At 33.1% G+C, this 23,056-nt stretch carries 20 protein-coding genes; 5 read left to right on the top strand and 15 right to left on the bottom strand.

Annotated features, from left to right (window positions below; translation table 11 throughout):
• Nucleotides 1-50 precede the first annotated feature (50 nt).
• From GN105_RS11035 to GN105_RS11025, 3 genes are all read left to right on the top strand, one after another.
• On the top strand, nt 51-1,139 hold the full coding sequence (locus tag GN105_RS11035; protein ID WP_227977365.1) for a M14 family zinc carboxypeptidase: 1,089 nt from the start codon (nt 51-53) through the stop codon (nt 1,137-1,139).
• Nucleotides 1,140-1,227: 88 nt separating this feature from the next.
• Nucleotides 1,228-1,707 (top strand): Lrp/AsnC family transcriptional regulator, encoded by a 480-nt coding sequence (locus tag GN105_RS11030; RefSeq protein WP_095894602.1) that lies wholly within the window; start codon nt 1,228-1,230, stop codon nt 1,705-1,707.
• A gap of 80 nt (nt 1,708-1,787) precedes the next feature.
• Nucleotides 1,788-4,352 carry a phosphoenolpyruvate carboxylase gene (locus tag GN105_RS11025; protein ID WP_155285456.1) on the top strand — a complete coding sequence of 855 codons (2,565 nt, stop codon included), beginning with the start codon at nt 1,788-1,790 and terminating at the stop codon, nt 4,350-4,352.
• A gap of 212 nt (nt 4,353-4,564) precedes the next feature.
• On the opposite strand, the gene GN105_RS11020 is transcribed toward GN105_RS11025, so the two are convergent.
• From GN105_RS11020 to bshA, 7 genes are all read right to left on the bottom strand, one after another.
• A complete protein-coding gene (locus GN105_RS11020) occupies nt 4,565-6,985 on the bottom strand; it encodes an alpha-ketoacid dehydrogenase subunit alpha/beta (protein ID WP_155285455.1) in 2,421 nt (806 codons plus the stop codon).
• Nucleotides 6,986-7,082: 97 nt separating this feature from the next.
• Nucleotides 7,083-8,126 carry an endolytic transglycosylase MltG gene (mltG, locus tag GN105_RS11015; RefSeq protein ID WP_155285454.1) on the bottom strand — a complete coding sequence of 348 codons (1,044 nt, stop codon included), beginning with the start codon at nt 8,124-8,126 and terminating at the stop codon, nt 7,083-7,085.
• Nucleotides 8,127-8,240: 114 nt separating this feature from the next.
• On the bottom strand, nt 8,241-9,788 hold the full coding sequence (locus GN105_RS11010; RefSeq protein WP_155285453.1) for a DUF4301 family protein: 1,548 nt from the start codon (nt 9,786-9,788) through the stop codon (nt 8,241-8,243).
• The gene (locus GN105_RS11005; protein ID WP_155285452.1) at nt 9,781-10,347 is read right to left on the bottom strand and encodes an AAA family ATPase; all 567 of its coding nucleotides are present in this window, start codon (nt 10,345-10,347) and stop codon (nt 9,781-9,783) included. Before GN105_RS11005 ends, GN105_RS11010 begins: the two co-directional genes overlap by 8 nt.
• Nucleotides 10,311-10,985: a nicotinamide riboside transporter PnuC gene (pnuC, locus tag GN105_RS11000; protein WP_155285451.1), complete on the bottom strand. Its 675-nt coding sequence runs from the start codon at nt 10,983-10,985 to the stop codon at nt 10,311-10,313. The genes GN105_RS11005 and pnuC overlap by 37 nt, the downstream gene beginning before the upstream one ends.
• Nucleotides 10,969-11,229: a hypothetical protein gene (locus tag GN105_RS10995; protein WP_155285450.1), complete on the bottom strand. Its 261-nt coding sequence runs from the start codon at nt 11,227-11,229 to the stop codon at nt 10,969-10,971. The genes pnuC and GN105_RS10995 overlap by 17 nt, the downstream gene beginning before the upstream one ends.
• A gap of 21 nt (nt 11,230-11,250) precedes the next feature.
• Complete coding sequence (gene bshA / locus GN105_RS10990; protein ID WP_155285449.1) at nt 11,251-12,387, bottom strand: N-acetyl-alpha-D-glucosaminyl L-malate synthase BshA; 1,137 nt, start codon at nt 12,385-12,387, stop codon at nt 11,251-11,253.
• A gap of 279 nt (nt 12,388-12,666) precedes the next feature.
• On the opposite strand from bshA, the gene rlmD reads away from it, so the two are divergent.
• Nucleotides 12,667-14,076, top strand: coding sequence for a 23S rRNA (uracil(1939)-C(5))-methyltransferase RlmD (gene rlmD, locus GN105_RS10985; protein WP_155285448.1), 1,410 nt, complete (start codon nt 12,667-12,669; stop codon nt 14,074-14,076).
• 720 nt (nt 14,077-14,796) lie between these two features.
• Here rlmD and GN105_RS10980 read toward each other — a convergent pair.
• The 5 genes from GN105_RS10980 to GN105_RS10960 are packed head-to-tail and all read right to left on the bottom strand — an operon-like array spanning nt 14,797 to nt 19,193.
• Nucleotides 14,797-16,443, bottom strand: coding sequence for an OstA-like protein (locus tag GN105_RS10980; protein WP_155285447.1), 1,647 nt, complete (start codon nt 16,441-16,443; stop codon nt 14,797-14,799).
• 56 nt (nt 16,444-16,499) lie between these two features.
• Nucleotides 16,500-17,111: a DUF5683 domain-containing protein gene (locus tag GN105_RS10975; RefSeq protein WP_155285446.1), complete on the bottom strand. Its 612-nt coding sequence runs from the start codon at nt 17,109-17,111 to the stop codon at nt 16,500-16,502.
• On the bottom strand, nt 17,104-18,045 hold the full coding sequence (locus GN105_RS10970; RefSeq protein ID WP_155285445.1) for a ParB/RepB/Spo0J family partition protein: 942 nt from the start codon (nt 18,043-18,045) through the stop codon (nt 17,104-17,106). Before GN105_RS10970 ends, GN105_RS10975 begins: the two co-directional genes overlap by 8 nt.
• 9 nt (nt 18,046-18,054) lie before the next feature.
• Nucleotides 18,055-18,822 carry a ParA family protein gene (locus GN105_RS10965; protein WP_095894589.1) on the bottom strand — a complete coding sequence of 256 codons (768 nt, stop codon included), beginning with the start codon at nt 18,820-18,822 and terminating at the stop codon, nt 18,055-18,057.
• 53 nt (nt 18,823-18,875) lie between these two features.
• A complete protein-coding gene (locus GN105_RS10960; protein ID WP_155285444.1) occupies nt 18,876-19,193 on the bottom strand; it encodes a YbaB/EbfC family nucleoid-associated protein in 318 nt (105 codons plus the stop codon).
• Between the two features lie 250 nt (nt 19,194-19,443).
• Between GN105_RS10960 and murB the strand changes: the two genes are divergently transcribed.
• Nucleotides 19,444-20,463, top strand: a complete 1,020-nt coding sequence (murB, locus tag GN105_RS10955) for a UDP-N-acetylmuramate dehydrogenase (RefSeq protein WP_155285443.1) — start codon at nt 19,444-19,446, stop codon at nt 20,461-20,463.
• Between the two features lie 5 nt (nt 20,464-20,468).
• Here the strand turns inward: murB and GN105_RS10950 are convergent, their stop codons facing one another.
• From GN105_RS10950 to GN105_RS10940, 3 genes are all read right to left on the bottom strand, one after another.
• On the bottom strand, nt 20,469-20,906 hold the full coding sequence (locus GN105_RS10950) for an NTF2 fold immunity protein (protein WP_155285442.1): 438 nt from the start codon (nt 20,904-20,906) through the stop codon (nt 20,469-20,471).
• A gap of 40 nt (nt 20,907-20,946) precedes the next feature.
• Nucleotides 20,947-21,612 carry a hypothetical protein gene (locus tag GN105_RS10945; protein WP_155285441.1) on the bottom strand — a complete coding sequence of 222 codons (666 nt, stop codon included), beginning with the start codon at nt 21,610-21,612 and terminating at the stop codon, nt 20,947-20,949.
• Nucleotides 21,613-21,684: 72 nt separating this feature from the next.
• Nucleotides 21,685-23,040 carry an MFS transporter gene (locus GN105_RS10940; RefSeq protein WP_155285440.1) on the bottom strand — a complete coding sequence of 452 codons (1,356 nt, stop codon included), beginning with the start codon at nt 23,038-23,040 and terminating at the stop codon, nt 21,685-21,687.
• Nucleotides 23,041-23,056 lie beyond the last annotated feature (16 nt).

Below are 23,056 nucleotides of genomic sequence, written 5' to 3'. Positions count from 1 at the left end.
GAAAGATTGACTTTTGTGAAAAACCTTCTAATTTACAAAATTAAATTTTTATGGAATATAATTTATATAAAGAAAAAAAACTATTAGGGAGATATATAACTTCTGCTATGATTTTACCTATTTTAGAAAGTTATTGCATTCAAAATAAGATATTTTTAGGCGAGTCAGTAAATAATACGCCAATTCATTTATATCAGATAGGTAATGGGAATAAGAAAATATTAATGTGGTCGCAAATGCACGGAAATGAATCTACCACAACCAAAGCATTATTCGATATGTTGAATTATTTTACAAAAGTAAATAGTGGTTATTTGGATAAAGTTTCATTATTTTTTATTCCAATTTTGAATCCTGATGGAGCAGAAATGTACACACGTGTAAATGCTAATGAAGTAGATTTGAATCGTGATGCATTTAGATTATCTCAACCTGAAAGTAAATGTCTCAGAAAAGCATATCAGTTAGTAAAACCCGATTTTTGCTTTAATTTGCACGACCAACGAACCATTTTTTCAGCAGGAAAAACAAAAAATCCGGCAACAGTGTCATTTTTAGCTCCTTCGTATAATGAAAGTAGGAACATAAATGATGTACGCAAAAAAAGTATGGAGATAATTTCAGTAATGAATAAAATATTACAAAGGTATATTCCTAATCAAGTAGGACGTTTTGATGACAGTTTTAATATAGACTGCACAGGTGATTATTTTACAAATGTAAACACATCAACAATTCTCTTTGAAGCGGGGCATTATCAATCAGATTATCTTCGTGAGGAAACCAGAAAATATATTTGCTTGGCTATGATTGAGGGGCTTATGTACATTGCTGATAATGATGTTTCTGGAACTAAATATAAATCTTATTTTGAAATTCCAGAAAATGAAAAACTGTTTTTTGATGTTTTGCTAAGAGATGATTTTTATGAAAATACAAATGATATTGGTATTTTATTTAAAGAAATTTTAAAAAATAATACAATTTATTTTGAACCTTATATTTCTGAAGTAGGAAATTTAACGAATTATTATGGTCATAAGGAGTATAAACTGTCAGAAATTTTTACAAATAAAATAGATAAAAAAGATATAGAAAAACGATTAGATTTAAAAAAATTCGAACCAAAATATGTATAAATATAATTTTTTACAAAAAAAAAATGAATTTATTTTGAATATATTGAAAAAATGATTTACTTTGCATTCGTAATTAATAGAAAATACGATGGGAAGATTTAGATTGGATGAGATTGATCATCAAATTTTGGACATGTTAATAGAGAATACGCGTACTCCGTTTACTGATATTGCTAAAAAATTGGATATATCTGCTGGTACGGTTCACGTTCGTGTTCGCAAGATGGAGGAATCAGGAATTATTAAGGGCTCAACTTTAACCATTGATTATGAGAAGCTTGGATACACATTTGTAGCTTATGTGGGGATTTTCCTTGAAAAAAATCATCAGACTCAATTTGTATTAGAGCGTTTAGCTAATATTCCTTATGTAACTGTTGCTCACATAACAACAGGTAAGTATAATATTTTCTGTAAAATTCGTGCAAAAGATACAAAACACGCAAAAGAAATTATCTATATGATTGATGATATTCAGGGAGTCTCACGCACAGAAAGTATGATTTCTTTAGAGGAAACCATCAATGATAAAAAACGATTGATGCGTACTGTTTTTAAAGAATTATAATTTTTTAAGAAAAAATAGTAGAATCCTCCCAAAGTTTTTTGGAGAGGATTTTTTTATGTTTAAGAAATAATCAAATTTGTATGCCAAGAAAAACCAAATTAGAACGATTTAATGAAAATGTACTGAGTAAATATCAGATTTACAACGGCATTTTGATGACACTTCCTTATAGGGAAGTGCTGGAAACAGGAACTTTATTGCCTCTTTTTAGCGAGATGTGTAGTAAAGGATATGAAGAAAATCTATCTCCAATTGAGATAGTTAATAATTTTTTCCGTAAATACTTAGAAAATCCTACCGAAAAAGAAAAAAATGATTTGCTATTTCGCTTCATTCAATATATTGAACGTCAGGTAGTTTTATTCGATGCGATTGAAGATGCCAGCTTTGCCATTGTGAATAATATGGACGGACTTGGTACGCTTCGTAACGTTAGAGAAAAGGCTGAATCTCAGGAAAAAACAGAGCAATTGAAGGCATATTTACGTTATGCTAAAGTGCGTCCTGTGCTTACAGCTCATCCAACTCAGTTTTATCCCGGAGCCGTTTTGGGAATTATAAACGATTTGTCTGAGGCTATCAAAAAAGATGATATATTGCTTATTAAGAATCTTTTAGCTCAATTAGGCAAAACTCCTTTCTTCAAGAAAGAAAAACCAACTCCGTATGATGAGGCTGTAAATTTGATATGGTATTTGGAAAATGTTTTTTACCATTCCGTAGGAGCAATTTATAAATATATATACCATAATATATTTAAAGACAGTAACATAGATAACGAAATTATTGAACTTGGATTTTGGCCGGGTGGTGACCGTGACGGAAATCCTTTTGTAACTGCAGAAATCACACGCAAGGTAGCAGAGCGTCTTAGGAGGTCTGTTATCCGAAATTATTATAAAGATTTACGCAATATTAAAAGAAGACTTACTTTTCCGGAAGTAGAACCTTTAGTTAATGAATTGGAAATCAAGTTGTATAATTTAAGCTTTTTACAGAAAGATGATTCTATTTCTTTAGAAGAATTTGTTGAAAAACTTAAAAATATTAAACAGATTTTAGTAAAGAAATATCAATCATTGTTTGTTGAAAAAGTTGAAGATTTATTGCATAAGATACGAATTTTTGGGTTTCATTTCGCAACACTTGATATTCGTCAGGACTCGCGAGTGCATCATTCTGTTGTAAAAGATATTGCCAAAACTTTAAACGGAAAAATTCTTCCTGAAAATTATGGCGAATTATCTGATGCAGAGAAGTATAAATGTTTGAAAAATGCAAAAGGAATTTTGAATGCTGAGGATTTTTCTGATGAACTCACCAAGCAAACTATTGAGAGCATCTATGCTGTGAAAGAAATTCAAAAACTTAATGGTGAACGTGGGGCAAATCGTTACATAATTAGCAATAATCAAAGTTCTTTGAATGTGCTTGAAGTGCTGACAATGACTCGTTTATGTGATTGGGAAAATCCCAGTGTAGATGTTATTCCTCTTTTCGAGACTATTAATGATTTGTCTGTTGCTGAGCGTGTTATGCAAGAATTGTACGCAAATCCAATGTACAAGGAACATCTAAAAAAACGTAATAATCTTCAAATCATTATGTTAGGCTTTTCTGATGGAACAAAAGATGGTGGATATTTGATGGCAAATTGGAGTATTTATCGGGCTAAGGAACATTTGACCCAAGTTGCTCGAAATAACGGAATTAAAGTTATATTTTTTGATGGCAGGGGAGGACCTCCTGCACGTGGTGGAGGAAAAGCTCACCAATTTTATGCATCTTTAGGTAATACCATTGAGGCAGAACAAATTCAGTTAACTATTCAGGGTCAGACAATTAGTTCTAATTTTGGAACTTTAGAATCTTCCCAATACAATCTTGAACAATTACTCAGTGCAGGAATTAACAATAAAGTTTTCAATGATAATAAAAGTACGGTTCTTACTGAGGAAGATAAAAAAGTAATTTCTGAACTCGCTCAAATTAGTTATGAAAGTTATACTGATTTTAAAAATCACCCGATGTTTATTCCTTATTTAGAGCGAGTTAGCACATTGAAATACTATGCCAAAACCAATATTGGAAGTCGTCCGAGTAAGCGTTCACAATCAGAAGGACTGAATTTCAGTGATTTAAGAGCTATTCCATTCGTGGGAAGTTGGAGCCAGTTAAAACAAAATGTACCAGGATTTTACGGATTGGGAACTGCGTTGAAACATCTTGAAGAAAAAGGAAATTTCGATAAAGCAATTTATTTGTATAAAAACTCGTTGTTTTTCAGAACATTACTTGAAAATAGTATGATGAGTTTGACAAAATCGAATTTCAAATTAACTGAATATATGCGTGATGATGCAGAATTTGGAGCATTTTGGACATTAATTTACGAAGAATTTGAATTAACTAAAAAAATGTTATTGAAATTAACAGGTTATTCAGAATTAATGGAAAATCATCAAAGTGGAAAAGCATCTATAGAGATACGTGAAAAAATGGTTTTACCATTGTTAACAATTCAACAGTATGCTTTACAAAAAATTAAAAATGAAATTACTGATGCAGAATTAATTAGTATTTATGAGAAAATGGTAATGCGTTCAATGTTTGGAAATATTAATGCAAGCCGAAATTCAGCATAGAAATAAATAAAACAATAAAAAAGATTTAATCTCATCAAATTAAATCTTTTTTATTTTACTATTTTAAAATTGTATCATAATTTATATTATGTAAAATAAAATGTTGAATTTTAAAATAAATTTCTCAAAGACTTAAAAAAATAAGAAACAAAACCTCTGTTAAGTTTTTTACACAGAGGTTTTGTAAATATGAATTGATAAATTAATCTATTCTATTTCAAAAAGTTTGGAAATTTTGAGGGATTTGCTTCTCGCATTATGGCATAGACTTTTTCAAAAATATCATCAATATTCGGCTTTGAGAAATAATCACCATCGGTACCATATGCCGTTCTATGGTCTTTTGCAGTAAGTGTTTGCGGAGCACTGTCTAAATATTGATAGGCATTTTGTTCTTCCAAAACTTTTTGTAAAATATAAGCTGAAGCTCCTCCTGAAACATCTTCATCAATAATTAACAGTCGATTAGTTTTAGCAACACTTTTTACAATATCGTGATTTAGATCAAGAGGTAAAAGTGATTGAACATCAATTACTTCTGCACTTATTCCGAATAGTTCTAATTCCTCTGCTGCTTGTTGTACAATTCGTAATGTTGAACCGTAGGAAACCAAAGTAATATCTTTTCCTTCTTTTACAGTTTCAACAACACCAATAGGTGTTTTAAATTCTCCGAGATTTGCTGGCAACTCTTCTTTAAGGCGATATCCATTTAAACATTCAATCACAACTGCAGGCTGATTTCCTTCCAGCAAAGTGTTATAAAATCCTGCAGCTTTAGTCATATTACGTGGCGTTAAAATATAAACTCCTCTAAGAGTATGCAGAAGTGTACCCATAGGAGAACCTGAATGCCAAATTCCTTCCAAACGATGACCACGAGTTCTGACAATCATTGGAGCCATTTGTCGTCCAAATGTACGATAGTGCAACGAAGCTAAATCATCACTTAGTGTTTGCAATCCATAAAGTATATAATCCAAATACTGAATTTCGGCAATAGGTCGTAACCCTCTCATTGCCATACCTATACCCTGTCCTACGATGGTCGCTTCACGAATTCCTACATCGGCTATACGCAACTCTCCGTACTTTTTCTGTAAACCTTCTAAACTTTGATTTACATCACCAATGTTTCCGGTATCTTCTCCAAAAATAAGTAAATTAGAGTGTTTGGCAAACAAAGCATCAAAGTTTTCACGCAAAACAATACGACCATCTACTAATTTTGAATTTTCATCATAAACGGGAAGAACTTCTTTTACTAAAGTAGGATTACTTTCATTTTCGATGTATAGATATTTGCTGTATTTAGGTTGATTTTCAGATGAATAATTTCTTATCCATTGTTGTAATTTTGCAGTAACTTGCGGAGTTTCATAACGCAAATGTCGAAGTATTTTTCGTCCGGCACTTATAATATCTTTACGAATTGGAGTTGTATTATTAACTAACTGATTTTTAATTGCTTCAAGTTCGTGTTTGTTACTGCTTACTTGATTGATAATTTCATCAATTACGCTAATAAATGCATTTTTTTCATTCTTTATAGGAGTTATGTAAGCTTCCCAAGCTCGTTTTCTTCCGTTGGTAACTATTTTTTTTACATCTTGCTCTAATTGAATAAGTTCCTCTTCTGTTGCCAGTTCATTTTTTAAAATCCATTCTCGCATTTTGCGATTACAGTCAAACTCTTTTTCCCATTCAAGACGTTCTTTAGTTTTATAACGCTCGTGTGAACCTGAAGTTGAATGACCAAGTGGTTGTGTCAGTTCTCGTACGTGAATAAGGACAGGGACGTGTTCTGTACGTGCAATAGTTCCGGCTTTTTCAAACGTATCAATCAACGCAGGATAATCCCAACCATTAACAACAAAAATTTCAAGTCCATTATTGGAATTTTTGTCTCGCTGAAATCCTTTTAAAATCTCAGAAATGTTTTCTTTTGTAGTTTGGTATTTGGCAGGGACAGAAATTCCGTAATCATCATCCCATACACACATTACCATTGGCACTTGCATAACACCTGCAGCATTAATTGTCTCAAAAAAATGTCCTTCACTGGTACTTGCATTTCCAATAGTTCCCCAAGCTACTTCATTTCCGTTATCAGAGAAATTATGATTTTGTACACCCGGAACTTCTCTGTATATTTTAGAAGCCTGTGCCAATCCGAGTAAACGAGGCATTTGTCCTGCAGTACACGAAATGTCACTACTGCTATTTTTCTGGTTCAATAAATTGTTCCAATTTCCATTTTCATCTAAACTGTGTGTTGAAAAATGTCCTCCCATTTGCCTTCCAGCACTCGTTGGATCGGCTTGAATGTCAGCGTGTGCATAAAGCCCGGCAAAAAAATTCTCAACGGTAAAGGCACCTATCGCCATCATAAAAGTTTGGTCACGATAGTATCCGCTTCGGAAATCTCCATTTTTAAAAGCTCGTGCCATAGCCAATTGTGGAAGTTCCTTTCCATCACCAAAAATACCAAATTTAGCTTTTCCTGTGTGAACCTCTACCCTTCCCAAAGTACTGCATTCTCTACTGATAAGGGCAATTTTGTAATCTTCTAAAGCATTGCTTTTTAACTTGTTATTAAGCAAAAGCTTGGAGGTTGTATTCTTTTTTGTCATAAATTAAAGTTATAATAAGTCCTCAAAGATATTAAATTTTTTATGAAATAACCAAAATTTTATGAAAAATTAAGGTTATGGATATGTCATATTAAATTTACCTTCTGATTCCTTGTGAATTTATCCATTGATGATATGCTTTACTATTAATAAGATGTTGATTGTAGGTTCGTGCAAATTTGTGAAAACCAGGTTTTTCTATATCTGCAACAAAGTAGAAAAAATCGTGCCTTTCAGGATTTAAAACAGCTTCAATAGAAGAAACATCAGGCATTGCAATGGGAGCAGGAGGCAATCCCGCATACTTGTAAGTATTATATGGAGAATTAATTTCTAAATCTCGATTCAAAACTCTCTTAATAATTGTATCATAATTACCTGTATGTTCTTTAATTGCAAAAATTACAGTTGGATCAGCTTGAAGTAACATATTTGATTTCAATCGATTAAGATAAACACCCGCTACCCTACTCCGCTCTGATACCTGAGCAGTTTCCTTTTGTACTATTGATGCTAAAACAGCTACTTGTTTTGGAGTAAGATTCTGATTTTTAGCCTTTTGTTTTCTTTCTTCTGTCCAAAAACGATTGTATTCCTTTAAAATTCTATTTCTGAATTGTTCTGCTGATGTATTCCAAAAAAATTCATACGTATTAGGTAAATACATTCCAATGGCATTTTTCTCATTAAATTGATTTTCAGATAAAAATGATGCATCTAAAAAAGATTTTAGCAGAGAAACACTATCCGCTTCAATTTGCTGGCTAATACGTCCCGCCAAATCCTCTAATCTGTCTTGGTTATTAAAAGTTACTTTAATAGGAATGTTTTTACTTCTTAAAGCGTTGATAATGTCATTGTTATTACTTCCTTTTTTTATAACATATTTCCCTGCTTTTACATTATTAGCATATTTTTTTTGAACAGCTACTTTTTTAAAAGTTTCTATATCAGAAAGATATGGACTTATTTTATGCGTAACATCATTAAAATCGGAGCCAGTAGGAATATAAATAACCATCTCATTTTCTTGAAAACTTGTGTTTGGGCTTAAAACAGCGTTGTACACAAAATAAGAAAAAATTCCTAAAATAATTAGTCCGATAATAGAAATAGTAAGTATAATTTTTTTCAGATACATATATTAAATTGGAAAATTTTAAAAAAAAATAAATGATTTGGAAATTCAAAAAAAGAACATATTCAGAAAGATTTGTCAGCTTTTAAATTCCCAAATCATTTTATAATCAAATAATTACTGATGTGTTTTTTTCAGCAAATCGTTTACGGTTTTTACCGGATTGAAAGTAATTAATGGGACTTCAACAAAAACAGTTATCCAATTTGCCATTGAACCATTCCATAACCCTGGTCGTTCCAAAGCTTTAAGCGGTTTTCCCATATATGTTTTTCCTGTAATGAAAGCTTGTTTTGGATCAGTAAACTGTTGTAAATCAAATTTTTCTCCTTTGAAATTTTTTGTCCCACAAACTAAATCCACCGGGTTAAAGTGTGTCGATTGCTGGAAAATTTCTTTTTGTTGAGGATTATTTAAATCAACTTGTGCAGATTCGATAATCTGTAAACTTAAGTTCCCGTTGGCATCTTTCACCCAAAAAGGACCTCCGCCAGGTTCTCCCTCATTTTTAACCATTCCGCATACGCGAATTGGGCGGTTCAGTTGTTCTTTAATGAACTCAAGAGCATAACGTCTTCTGAATTTATACAGATAATCAGGCACATAGATATTGATTTCTCTCAAAAAGTTCAATAATTTCTTTACTTCTTTCTTTTTAACTTTATCATTTTCAATACGTTTCAGTATATGAAAAACTTCTGACTGAATTTCAAGTAATTTTCCTGCCAATGCCTCTTTATAAAAAACGGTTTCATCTGTGTATTTTTTAACTACCACATTATCAATATTTTTTATAAAGATTATATCAGCATTCACTTCGTTAAGGTTATCAAGTAAAGCTCCGTGACCTGACGGACGGAAAAGCAAGTTTTCGTTCTCATCGCGGAAATATTCATTGTCCTCAGTAGCGGAAACAGTGTCTGTGCTTGGTTTTTGATACGAAAAGTTCACATCAAATTTGATGTTATACCTTTTTTCAAGTTTATCTTTAATTTCATTCAATTCCTTGTTGAAAGCACCTGTATGTTGCTCAGTAATAGTGAAATGCAAGTGTGCGATATCTTCACCTGAAGCATACATTACTGATTCTCTGAAATGTTCCTCAAAAGGAGTAACTATTTTTTCAGAATGTTTATGGAAAGGAAGTAATCCTTTTGGTAAATTTCCGTAGTTTAATCCGTTTTCACCAAGTAAAATGGAAACAATTGTATGTTTTTGATTATCTTCATTTTGAGTATGAAAATCGGGAATATTTTTTGCTATGTAATCCATTAAAATAGGATAAAAAGCAAATTTTTCCAATCCTTCAAAAAAGGTTTCAATTTCTTTGTCACTTTTTCGGTTGATGTAAGCCTTGAATGATTCTTTTTCTGGATTAAAATTATCCTTGAAAGCGAAAAGAGATTTGAACATTCGGGTTGCAGCTCCCGAGGCAGGAACAAATTTTAAAATAGAAATACCTTTCTTTTTCTTTTGATAGATAGCTGCATATTTGGCTGTTTCTTCCTTTGAGAAGGATAAAATTCCATTTCCGATAGTAGCAGCAGCTTGCAGTTCAATCGGAGGAACACCTTGTTTGAAAAGTTCTAATTGGCTTTCGAGCATTTCTTCTGAAATTCCTTTTTTAGCCAACAATTGCCGGTCTTTTGCTGTAAGTTTACTCATTGTTTTTTAATATTTTATGAACAACCTCTTTTACTGTTTTTAAACGTTTTTCAAGGTTGCCTGTTATTACTATGTATTTGATGTTGTGTTCATCAAGTATTTGCTTAAACTTGGAAAACATAAATTCGCGTTCATTAGGTTTATCACGTAAATCATCTGCCTGCCAAGGAACATCAATATCCGTTAAAAAAACGATATCATAATGATTTTCAAGAGCATATTTCTCAATTTGTGTAGGACATTTTCCGTAGTAAATATACGAATAAATCATTAATTCAAGCAAATTTGTATCACAAAAAATAATTTTATTTGCTTTTTGAATACTTTCATTTTCCGATAGAATTTGTCCTAAAGCAATGATTTCGAGGTCATCCCAAGTACAAGTTTCCTGTTTTTCGTCCCATTTTTTTTGAAGGTACGTTCGCATAAATTCAGGCACCCATTCTGTTTGGAAATCTTTAGCAAGGGTCTGACTAATTGTTGTTTTTCCTGTACACTCAGGTCCTACAAAAGCCACACGAACTATTTTACTTTTGATTTGTTCAAGTTTCTTTTCCATTCAAAATAAGCAGCAATTGCAATTATGGTGAAAATAAAATATTGAAAAGAGCTGAATACAAGCCCTTTATGATAATATAGCGGAACTGAAATAACATCTCCGATAATCCAGCAAATCCAATTTTCAATTTTTCGTTTAGCCATTAACCACATCCCAACCAAGAAAATGGAGGTTGTGAAAATATCTGTCCAATCTACCCAAGTAAAGTGTTGAAAATCAAAGGAAATCTCGTCAGATGAAAATCCACTATTTATGTAAGGTTTTAAGAGGTAAACTCCCGTTACAAACAACCAGCTAAAAACAGCTAATCCTAAGCTAATCAGCCAATCACGTTTAGTGGTTTTTGAAACTTCAATATGTATGTTGTCTTTACTGCTTTTTGCCCAAAGAATCCAACCATAAATGCTCATAATAGTATAATAAGCATTGATAAGCATATCTCCGAAAAGCCGACTAACCCAAAGTAAATACACAAAAATTACCGTACTGATAATTCCTGTGGGATATACCCAAATGTTTCGCTTTTTACTGAAATAAACACTTAAAAGACCAAAACACACACCAATGATTTCTAACACAACAAAATGTGCTTCAACACCTTTGTATTGAGCAAAAAACCAATCAAAAATGTGGCTCATAGTCGTATCTATCTGATTTTACAATTTTTACATACATCAATCCACGTTCAACGAGTTCCATCACTTCCTTTATTTCAACGGTAAGTGTATGTATTACTTTATCATAATCACCATAAACTTGTGTACTTAACGGATTTTCAAGCACTTTTAATCCTGAAGCTCGTAGCTTTTTAATAAAATGAATGATAGGTTGCTCAAAATCATCTTGTAACGGACTGAATGTCAGTTCTACTGATACTTTCATAAATTTTATAATTTAGAATGGTTAATTTTTATTTAATGTATTTTTTATAGTTTTTTCATAAAGTTCCTCGTACATCGGAATAATTTTTCGTTCATCAAATCTTTTAGCAGAAATTTTTGCTTGTTTTTTGAATTGAGCCAAACGATTTTCATCTTCCAAAATGTAGATAGCATTTTTGCTCATATCTTTAATATCACCGATAGGACTTAAAAATCCTGAAAAACCATTTTCATTTACTTCACATAAACCTCCTGCATTTGAGGAAATTACAGGTACGCCCGATGCCATTGCCTCCAAAGCAGAAAGCCCGAAACTCTCTGATTCAGAAGGTAATAAAAATAAATCGGAAGCACACAATAATCTATCTACATCTAACGTGTTTCCTAAAAAGAGTACTTTATTTTTGATGCCTAACTGTTTGCATTTATTCTCGGCAAATTCTCTTTCAGGGCCATCTCCGGCCAGTATCAATTTGGAAGGAATTTTTTGTTGCACTCGGTAAAAAACATCAATCACATCAGGGATTCGTTTTACCTTACGGAAATTGCTAATATGGGTGATAATTCGTTCGTTTTTTTGTGCCATTATCGAACGTTTGCACGGAGCTGTGTGTATATCTTTCTCAATATCAATAAAATTCGGGATTACAAAAATTTCTTTCTCAATATTGAACAATCGCAACGTATCTTGCTTTAAACTTTCTGAAACAGAGGTTACCACATCCGATTCATTGATGCTAAATGTTACGGCTTGTTTGTAATTCGGATGATTTCCCACTAAGGTAATATCCGTTCCGTGCAAGGTTGTAATCATCGGAATTTCAATCCCTTCTTTTTTTAGCATTTGTTTTGCCATATAACCTGCATAAGCGTGCGGAATGGCATAATGTACGTGCAAAACATCTATCTGGTAAGTTTTTATCACAGAAACCATCTTGCTGGAAAGTGCCAATTCATACGGCTGATAATGGAATAACGGATATTCCTCAACGTGTACCTCGTGAAAATGAATATTCACCTCTAAATAATCCAAACGTACTGGGTAACTGTATGTTATAAAATGTACTTGATGCCCTTTCCGAGCTAAAGCCAATCCTAATTCGGTTGCCACTACCCCACTTCCGCCAAAGGTAGGATAACAAACAATTGCTATATTCATCTAAAATTAATTTTGTGGGTTTACCATATTGAATTCGTAAAAATATAAAAAAAATGAATAATCAACCGAAAAAAATTAAAAAGTTGCTCTTTAAAAAGAGATTTTAAAAATTCAAAATAATTAAGATATTGTAAACCAGCACGAATGATGTTTTGTTCTTTTTTATATCTGAAAAAATTCTTAATTCCGTGTTTCAAATTATAAAATATGGGTTATGATTAATGCTTGGATTGGCATATTTTGTTCTTTATCAATAAAGAATTATCTTTGCCCGCAATTATGGGAAGAAAAAATAAAAATTTAATTTTTGAAAATATAGAAGTCATCGATGCCGGTGCGAAAGGCAAAAGCGTAGCCAAAGCCCCTGACGGAAGGGTTATTTTCCTTTCAGATGCCGTACCGGGTGACGTGGTGGATGTTCAAACTACCAAAAAAAGAACTGCTTATTACGAAGGATTTGTAACGAAAATCCATAAGGAATCAGAAAAGCGAACCGCTCCCGTTTGCGAACACTTCGGGTATTGTGGCGGATGTAAGTGGCAAAATATGAGCTACGAACATCAGCTTTTTTACAAACAGCAAGAGGTGGAAAATAATCTCAAACGCTTAGGGAAAATAGAACTCCCTGAAATACAGCCCATTTTAGGCTCGGAAAAAATCTATTTTTACCGCAATAAAATGGAATTTTCCTTTTCCGATACGCGTTGGCTCACGCCCGAAGAAATAAAGGATTCAGAAAATCTTGACAATCGCAACGGGCTGGGCTTTCACATTTCGGGGGCTTGGGATAAAATTCTTGACGTTAAAAAATGCCATTTGCAAGCCGACCCGTCCAATGCCATACGCTTGGCGGTAAAGCAGTTCGCCTTGGAACACGAAATGCCGTTCTACAGCCCTCGTAATCAGTCAGGTTTGTTGCGTTCGATGATGATACGAACCGCTTCCACCGGTGAGCTTATGGTGGTCATTCAATTCTTCTCGGAAAATAAAACCAAACGGGAACTGTTGCTCGACTTCCTGTCGGAAAAAATTCCGCAAATCACATCGCTTCAATATATTATCAACGGAAAAGCAAACGATTCGATATACGACCAAGAAATTATTTGCTACAAAGGACGCGATTACATCTTTGAGGAAATGGAAGGTTTGCGGTTCAAAATCAACGCTAAATCCTTCTATCAAACCAATTCCGAACAGGCTTACGAACTCTACAAAGTAACCCGCAATTTTGCTGGACTAACCGGAAATGAATTGGTGTACGACCTTTATACCGGAACGGGTACCATCGCTCAATTCGTGGCTAAGAAAGCTAAGAAAGTGGTTGGCGTAGAGGCAGTTCCGGAAGCTATTGAAGATGCCAAAGCCAATGCCCGAAACAATAATATTGCTAACGTTGATTTTTTTGTGGGCGATATGAAAAACGTTTTCAACGAGACGTTTATTGCTGAAAACGGAACCCCTGACCTGATTATCACCGACCCGCCCCGCGACGGAATGCACAAGGACGTAGTACAGCAAATCCTCAACATTGCCCCACCTAAAGTGGTGTATGTGAGTTGTAATTCTGCTACGCAAGCACGCGACTTGGCGTTAATGGACGCAATGTATAAGGTTACCAAAGTGCAACCCGTAGATATGTTTCCGCAGACGCATCACGTGGAAAATGTGGTACTTTTAGAGAAAAGATAAGCAGCCATAGAGCAATAAAAATAGAAATACACATACCAAAAAGACAAAATCTCCGTTAAAATCCGAATGTTTTTAACGGAGATTTTTTATGTCGATACGTACTATTATGAAATTACTGACGTATGATTAGAAACTTCTTGACGTCAGGAAATTTTTTTCTTAGCGTCAAGAAATTTATTTTCTGACGTACGTTTTTTTGCTTATTGACTTTCAATTAATTATAAATGCTATTTTTCAGCCATTTTTATACCAGTAAAATAAGATAAAAATAGACTTTAATAATTACAGATTATGACTTTCTGATATTTGCTTTTTTACCTTAAATCAAAAGCACTGAAAGTTTAAGAATATGAAATTAACACTAAAAAATAATTTATTTTACTGCGAACTTTCAAACTTACTACACTCGAAAAGTGAAATTTTTTAACCTTGAATTTATTAATTTCCTTAGTGTTTTATTTGCTATGTTATTTGATATTTCCGAAAGTGTAAGAGTATTTTTTAATGATGAAGCTAATCGATAAATTATTTTTTATACGTATATTTTTTTATTTTCTAACGGGAAGAAATTTATAATGATAATTTTCTAAGTTTGATCTTTTTGGTAAAAACAAAAACACTTTGACCGTAAAGTATTTTAACTTTGGCGTCAAAGTGTTTTCAGTTTATAGGCAAACTTTTTTCAGTTTGCCGTATGTTTTTTTATAACTGTCAGCCGAACTATTTTTGGGGTTCGGCAGCTTCTTTTTCGTCTTGCTCGGCGTTTAGTTTGGCTTCTTCCAAATCAACTTCTTCGGGTTCTTTAGGTCCTTGTATTTTTACAGGCTGAGATTTTCTTTCTTCCTCGCTAAAAATTTCTTCTTTGCGGGCAATTCGTTCATCGCCACGCCATATAAATTCCCGAAACTTTCGGTCATTTTTGTGGAGCTTGTCCTCAGGATACAAATCTCCTACGGGTTGCGTGATAAAAACAACTTGTTCAACTTGTTGCTGCCCGTCCAAATGAAGTTTAATATGGCTGCAAGTCAGTTTATTGATGCCTACCATTTCCTTTTTATCGTTGTAAACATAATAGATAGATTCGGTATTTTGAAGAAAATCAATTTGCTTGAGCTGATTTTTCTTGAACTTGCCATACAAAACTTTTCCTTTTACTTGATTGTATCCGTCACTCAGTGTGTCTTTTTCAACCACTAACGCATTGTTGAAAACTTTAAGTGAATCCAGTTGCTCTGTTTTTGTGTTGGCTATCAAGTGGATACTGTCTCCTGTCATTTGGCTTTCCCCTGTCCAAACCACAGGTTTGCCGATAAGTTGCGTAAGCCCGTTAAATTCGTCAGAGTGAATGGAATCACATTTTGCCTGCATATCCGATTTAAAAATACGAGCATCAGGGAACACCCGAATTATTCTGTTCTTCTCTTTCCCCGTAACCAGTATTTTCTTTCCGTGCATATACATTGAATCTTTTTCAATTAATGAGATAATTACGGGCTTTTTGGTTATAAACATTGAATCTTTAGCCTTGTGAATTTCGCCATAATGTCCCTTAACTATGGTTTTGTTGATGGTGTCAATCACAACGATATTATTTGTTCCGGAAGCAAAGTTTTTCTTTTTGTCAAAATACAAACTATCTCCTTTTAAGGTTTTTAAATCATAATCGATAGTTGCGTTTTTCATAAAGTAACCTTCTTCTTTTCGTGTATCGTAAAAACCTCGTTCACAGTAAACTTTATAATCCTGCCCGATAATGGTTGTAGCTCCGTAGAAATAAGCATTTCCCGTAGGATGATAATAATCCAACACTTGTGAATCTACTGTAAAATCTTTATTGACAATCTTTACGGAATTGGTAAATTGATTTTTCTTTTTGGTAATGAAGTACTTTCCTGTTTGGCTTGTCAATTCATTTTCTACATCAGTGATTTTCCCGAAGTTATTATAGTAAGCTTCTTGTGTATTTCTGTCCAGAAAAAGTTCTTCTGTTTCAAGGGTCATTGTTTCGTTTTTCAGAACTACATTTTCCTTAGCTACGGCTGTTTTCAGATTTCCGTCATAGGAGATGTATTGGCTATTCATCTGTAATGTATCTCCTTGTTGTACAAGTACATCTCCGTGAGCGATTACAATATTTTTTTCCTCATAAAGTACAGCCAAATTACACCATACATCTAATCCTTGATGCCTAAATTGAACTTTATTTCCGTCCGACTTAAAAATGGTTGCCCCAGGATATTTTGCATTGTCAATAGTGAATTCACCTCCATAAACGATTTCAATGCGTTTAACTTTTGGTTCTTTATTTTGAGCCAAAGAAATGAAAGAAATTGTAAAAAAGCTGATGATAAGTAAAATATATTTCATTTAGATGGGGATTTAATACAATACTCTTAAAGTTTATATCCTTGAGGAAGAAAGTATTAAAAACGATATTGCATTGTTATTCCAAACATAGGCTTTGCGTTTACCTCGTTTGATTGAAAAAAAGGTTCAACAGAAAGACGCTCATCTACATTGAATTGCTTTAAATGTGCATCTACATTGGCTTCAATGATGTTAAGTGCGTACAAGCCCGCTGTAATTAACAAGGAAAGTTCCTGATTTCTTCTGTAAAATTGTTGAGCTCTACGCAAACCATCGGTGCTTAAACGTGGCTGACCATCACTCCTATTCCCGTAAAATTCATCATCGGTATGTCCTGCCATTCGTCTTTTATATGCTGTTTGGTATCGGTTGAATTCTTTTGTATTTCGGATATAAAAGTAAATCCCTGTCCCGATAGCTCCGTAAACGAGAGGTACTTTCCAATAACTTTTGTTATAGATTTGTCCTAAACCGGGAAGAACGGCAGAGTAAAATGCTGCCTTTGCAGGGGAAAGAGGGTCTGTATTCCAAGTGGGTTGTTGTATTATTTGAAATTCACTTTTTACAGCTTTCGCTTGTAATGTATCTTGTACACCAGCTCCCTGTTGTGCATACGATACATACAAGCTAAGCCACATTATAAATATGAAAACAATTGATTTAGACATTTTTATTCAACAAACTTTGAATACGTTTAAAATCTTCTTCTGAAGAAAAAGGAATTGTTAATGTTCCTTTACCGTTTTTAGCAACTTTTACAGAAACTTTCGTACCAAAAAAGTGACTGAAATTATCCAAATTCTCCTGAATGTACGAAGGAATTCCTGCTTTTAAGCTCTGATTTTTAGAGGTTTCGTTTTCTGATATTTCACTTTCAGTAGTTTCCAAATCAGGGTTTTGAATTCTTCGAACTAAATCTTCCGTCTCACGAACAGACAAATTTTGAGAAACGATTTGTTGGTAAATATCTACTTGTTGTTCAGGATTTTCGATGGTAATGATGGCACGTCCGTGTCCCATAGAAATGAATCCGTCACGAATTCCTGTTTGAATTACAGGAGCTAACTTTAAAAGTCTCAAATAGTTAGTAATCGTAGAACGTTTTTTGCCCACACGTTTACTCATTTGGTCTTGCGTGAGATTAATTTCTTCAATCAAACGTTGATAAGAAAGAGCTATCTCAATTGGGTCTAAATCTTGACGTTGGATATTTTCAACCAAAGCCATTGTCAGAGATTCGTTATCATCAGCGATACGAACGTAAGCAGGAATGGTTTTCAATCCGGCCAACTTCGAAGCTCTGAAACGACGCTCACCAGAAACCAATTGAAACTTATTAAACCCGATTTTACGAACCGTAATAGGTTGAATTACACCTAATTCTTCAATAGAAGAAGCCAAGCCTTTAAGTTCTTCTTCATTAAAAGAAGTACGAGGTTGAAAAGGATTAACTTCTATAAAATCAAGCTCTAGTTCAATGATGTTACCTACTATTTTTTCAGCGTCTTTGTCCTTTACTGAGTTAATGTCATTGTCCGGATTATTTCCGAATATAACCGAAACACCTCTTCCTAATGCTTGTTTTTTGAATGCTTTAGCCATTTATATGATTTAAACTTTATTTTTGTCAATAATTTCCTGTGCCAGATTAATATGGTTGGTAGCACCCTTGCTGGTTGCATCATAATTGATGATTGTTTCACCAAAGCTCGGAGCTTCGCTCAAGCGTACATTTCGTTGGATAATTGTTTTGAAAACCATATCGCTGAAATGTTTCTGAACTTCTTCAACTACTTGATTTGAAAGACGTAAACGAGCATCATACATCGTTAAAAGAAGCCCTTCAATGTCCAGATTCGGGTTAAATACTTTTTGAACTTGTTTGATGGTATTCAAAAGCTTTCCAAGACCTTCCAGAGCAAAATACTCACACTGAATAGGGATAATAACAGAGTTTGCAGCTGTCAGTGCATTTAATGTAATTAAACCTAATGAAGGAGCACAATCAATCAAGATAAAATCATATTGGTCTTTGATGGGCTCTAAGGCTTTTTTGAGCATAAATTCGCGTTGTTCTTTATCAACTAACTCAATTTCAATAGCTACTAAGTCAATATGTGCTGCAATTAAATCTAAATTTGGCGATTCTGTATGAATAATCATATCCTTTGCCTCCACAGTATGTTCCAAAAGCTCGTAAGTTCCGTGCTCAATGGAATCAATATCAATTCCCAATCCTGAAGTGGCATTTGCTTGAGGATCAGCATCAATAAGCAATACTTTTTTCTCAAGTACACCTAAAGAAGCTGCCAGATTTACTGAAGTTGTGGTTTTTCCCACTCCCCCTTTTTGATTTGCAACAGCAATTATTTTGCCCATAATCTTAAATTTTAATTATCTTGAAAGTAATGTTTATATGAAAGTTGAAGTGCCTATGAGAAAAGACCCGGGATATTAGGCATTCCTTGTTTAGCAACGGCAGCTAACTCATTTTCATTGATTTGTGTAGCTTTCTCAATTGCTTTATTTAACGTAAGTACCAAATAGTCTTCTAATTCTTCCTTATCAGAAAGTAAATCTTCGTTAATTTCAATTGATTTTATTTCCCTATTGGCAGTTACAGTAACTTTAATTCCGCCATTTGGTGAAACTTCATCTATCAAAACGTGATTTAAACGTTGTTTCGTTTCTTCAATTTTTTGCTGGGTTTCTTTTAACTTACCCATCATTCCCATAAGATCTCCAAACATATTTTATTACGATTTTTCTTGTGGACAAAAGTAGTAATTTTTTTTGAAGTAGCAAGTTTGAGAAATATCCGTGAGCGAAATGAATCAACTTTTTTTCTTAACTGTACAGATTATTAACATTTTAAATTTTTCTTTTTCAAAAAGGAAAAAAGTTATTCCAAACACTGATTAAAAAATTAAAAATATATGTGGATTTTGTATATTTGCAAAAAAGAAATGATACAGAAAAAACAGCATTAAAAATACAATTATGTCAAAAGAAATATTCTCAGAAAAGAAAATATCCTTAAAACCATTCAATACTTTTAATATAGATGTTAAATCAAGCGAATTTGTTAAAATACGAACTGAACAGGAATTGATTGAAGCATTAAAACAGTTTTCAAATCCGTTTGTTTTGGGAGGCGGTAGCAATATGCTTTTGACTAAAGATGTTGAAAATCCTGTTTTTTACATACAATTAAAAGGAATTTCTGTAGAAAAACAAACCGATGATTTTGTTTGGATAAAAGCTCAGGCAGGCGAAAATTGGCACGAATTTGTATTATATACACTAAATCAAGGTTTTGGAGGGCTTGAAAATCTGTCACTTATACCGGGGAATGTAGGAACTACTCCTGTACAAAATATAGGAGCTTATGGCGTTGAAATTAAGGATATTATGGAAATTTGCCACGCAATTCATATAAAAACGCAAGAAAAAAGAATTTTTACTAATGCCGATTGTAAGTTTGCATATCGTGAGTCTGTTTTTAAAAATGAAGAAAAAGGAAATTACATAATCACATCTGTAACATTTAAGCTAACGAAAAGAAATCACTCTCTTAACATAAAATATGGTGATATTCAGAAAGTTCTAACAGAAAAAGGAATTACAAATCCAACTCCGACAGACGTTTCACAAGCTGTAATTTTTATCAGACAAAGCAAACTTCCCGACCCAAAACAAATAGGAAACAGCGGAAGTTTTTTCAAAAATCCGATAATAGGGAAAATCAAGTTTGAAGCTTTACAAAAACGATTTCCACAAATGCCTTTTTACTCTATTGACGACAATCATATAAAAATCCCTGCAGGTTGGCTTATAGATACTTGCGGATTAAAAGGCTATCGAAAAGGTGATGCAGGCGTACACGAAAAGCAAGCACTTGTTTTGGTAAATTATGGCAACGCTTCCGGTTCGGAAATTCTTCAAGTTGCTCATCTTGTAAAAAATACGGTAAAAGAAAAGTTTGATATAGATTTAGAATTTGAAGTAAATATTTTTTGAAAAATTTAAAACAATTGCCGTGATTTTTTCCATTTATCGTAATACATAAATGCCATTTGGTCTATTTTCCACTCGCCATCTTCTAAAATCAAAACATAAGTTTTTTTATCGTTGTCATCATCCAAAACATTGATTTCATATTTCTTATCATTAATTTTTCGCTCAGATGTAATTATTTGATTATACTCAGGTGGAATTTGATAAGTTAGTGTTGTACGTCTATCTTGTTTTAAAGATAAAGCTTTTTTTGATAAAAATTTCTCCTGAATATTAATTATTTCAGACAATCTTTTTTCGCGATTATCTTCCATCAATTTTTCTTTCAATCGTAATAAACCTTCTTCACTTCTATCATTTAAAAAATTTTGAAGTTTTTCTCCCCAAAATTCCTCAAAGTTTTTCATTTCATTAATAAAGGCTTCTAAAACTTGTTTTGCTTCCATAAGTTTAACTAACTGTTAGTGAATAATATAAAAGCCGAATTTACTTTTCTTCTTCTTCCTGATTTTTAACTTCTTTAATAATAACGAATTGAGCCTTTGAGCCCGTCGCTAAATTCCATTGATTTTGAGCAATGATTTTACCTCTATCGTCTAAAACTCTGAAATCAGCCGTATTAGGTCCTGATTCTCCTTGATTTAAAGCCAAAAATTCTATTTTGTTAAAACCGGGTTTTAAATTGATTTGAAAACCAGTGTACTCACCCAATAGGAAAATATCGTGAATTTCTACTTTATCATTAACCAAAATGCTAACTCTATCACCATCAATAGCTTGAAAATCTCTACAATAAACATTTACAAATCCTCCGTTACTTACAAAATCTCCAAAAAATTGATTTCCTTTCGGAGCATCATATTCCTCTCTTTTATAGTCATTTAGATAATTTGGCTTGAAATCCACTTTTCTTCGGATTAAATCACTTTTTTTCGTGAAATTAATTTCTTTTTCAGGTCTTTTCAACAGAGAACCCGATTCATCTTTTTTTGTAGATAAAGGCAAGGAAAACAAATTGTTAGATGAATTAAGCTCAGGGGCATTCTCAAGCGGAACCACAACGGGAACTTCCTTTTTTGAAGTTTCGAAAGTTTGTGCTTGAGCAAAAGCAACAACAAATCCAAACAAACAAATAAAAATACGTTTTTTCATAATAAATCAAATTAAAAATCATCAAAAATGAATCCGATTTCTCAAATTTTGATAAAATTTTATAGATTAATCTCAATTAGATTGAAGTTTTTCTAACTTCATTTTTCTTCTTTCCATCTTTAAAACTTTCAATAACAAAAATACACCGAAACCAAAAAATAGAACTAAAAAAACTACCGAATTTCGCATATTGTTAGTGAATTGGTCGATGGCACCATATATTCCCATACCAATAACAATGCCAATTTTTTCAGCTACGTCAAAAAAACTAAAAAAAGATGTTGTATCTTTTGTTTCGGGTAAGTAATTTGAGTAGGTGGAACGAGAAAGTGTCTGAATACCACCCATTACCATTCCCACGAGCATAGCTGTGGCATAAAAATGTATCGGGAGATAGATGAAATAAGCCACCAAACAAATGATAATCCAAATACAATTTAAGGCAATCAGTACAGGGATTTGACCTATTTTTTTGACCGCTATAACCGTTAATTTGGCTCCGAAAATCGCTACAATTTGAATGATTAAAATACTGATTATGAGCCCTAAAGTACGTTCTTCGGCTCCTTTCCATTTAATTTCTTGTTCACCAAAATAAGTCGCAACTAACATAATGGTTTGCACTCCCATACTATATACAAAAAATGCAAACAGAAACATTTTCAATCGGTTAGATTCTTTCAATTTTCTCCAAACACCTCGTAGTTCTTTGTATCCGTTGAAAATAATGTCTTTGTTTATTTTTCCTCTTCCTTTCTCAAAATCAGGCAAATACCTGAAAGAATACTGACTGAAAGTAATCCACCAAACTCCTACTGTTACAAATGAAATTTTCATTGCTGTAAGGGTAGCTTGTGTTTCATCTCCCCCAATGCCAAAAAAAGACGGATACATTACCATTGCTAAATTGAAAATCAGTAATGTAGTACATCCTAAATATCCCATAATGAATCCTTTAGCACTTACTTCATCATACTGTTCCGGCAAGGCAATATCAGGCAAATAGGAATTATAAAAAACGATACTTCCCCAAAATCCTACAACTCCTAAAAAATAACACGTAAGTCCGAAATAGATGCTCTCCAATGAAAACCAATACAAACCAATACACGAAATTGCTCCCAAGTAACAAAAAAACTTCATAAAAGTTTTTTTATTTCCCAGATAATCAGCTATTCCGCTTAAAATAGGAGAAACCAAAACTACCACCAAAAAAGCCAATGACGTAACAAACGTAATTACCGCTGTGTTTTTAAAATCAATTCCAAATAGCTGAATATGAGTTATATTAGCAATTTTGAACAATAATCCGTAAAAAATAGGAAATACCGCAGAAACGATGGTTAAACTATATACTGAATTCGCCCAATCATATAATATCCAAGCTTTTAGAAGTTTTTTATGCCCTCGCGGAAATTGATTTGCCATAAGCAACTTTTTAGTT

Origin of the sequence: Capnocytophaga felis (genome assembly GCF_009684755.1) — a bacterium.
In the GTDB taxonomy this organism is placed as follows: domain Bacteria; phylum Bacteroidota; class Bacteroidia; order Flavobacteriales; family Flavobacteriaceae; genus Capnocytophaga; species Capnocytophaga felis.
This window is presented reverse-complemented; position numbering and strand designations above follow the sequence as displayed.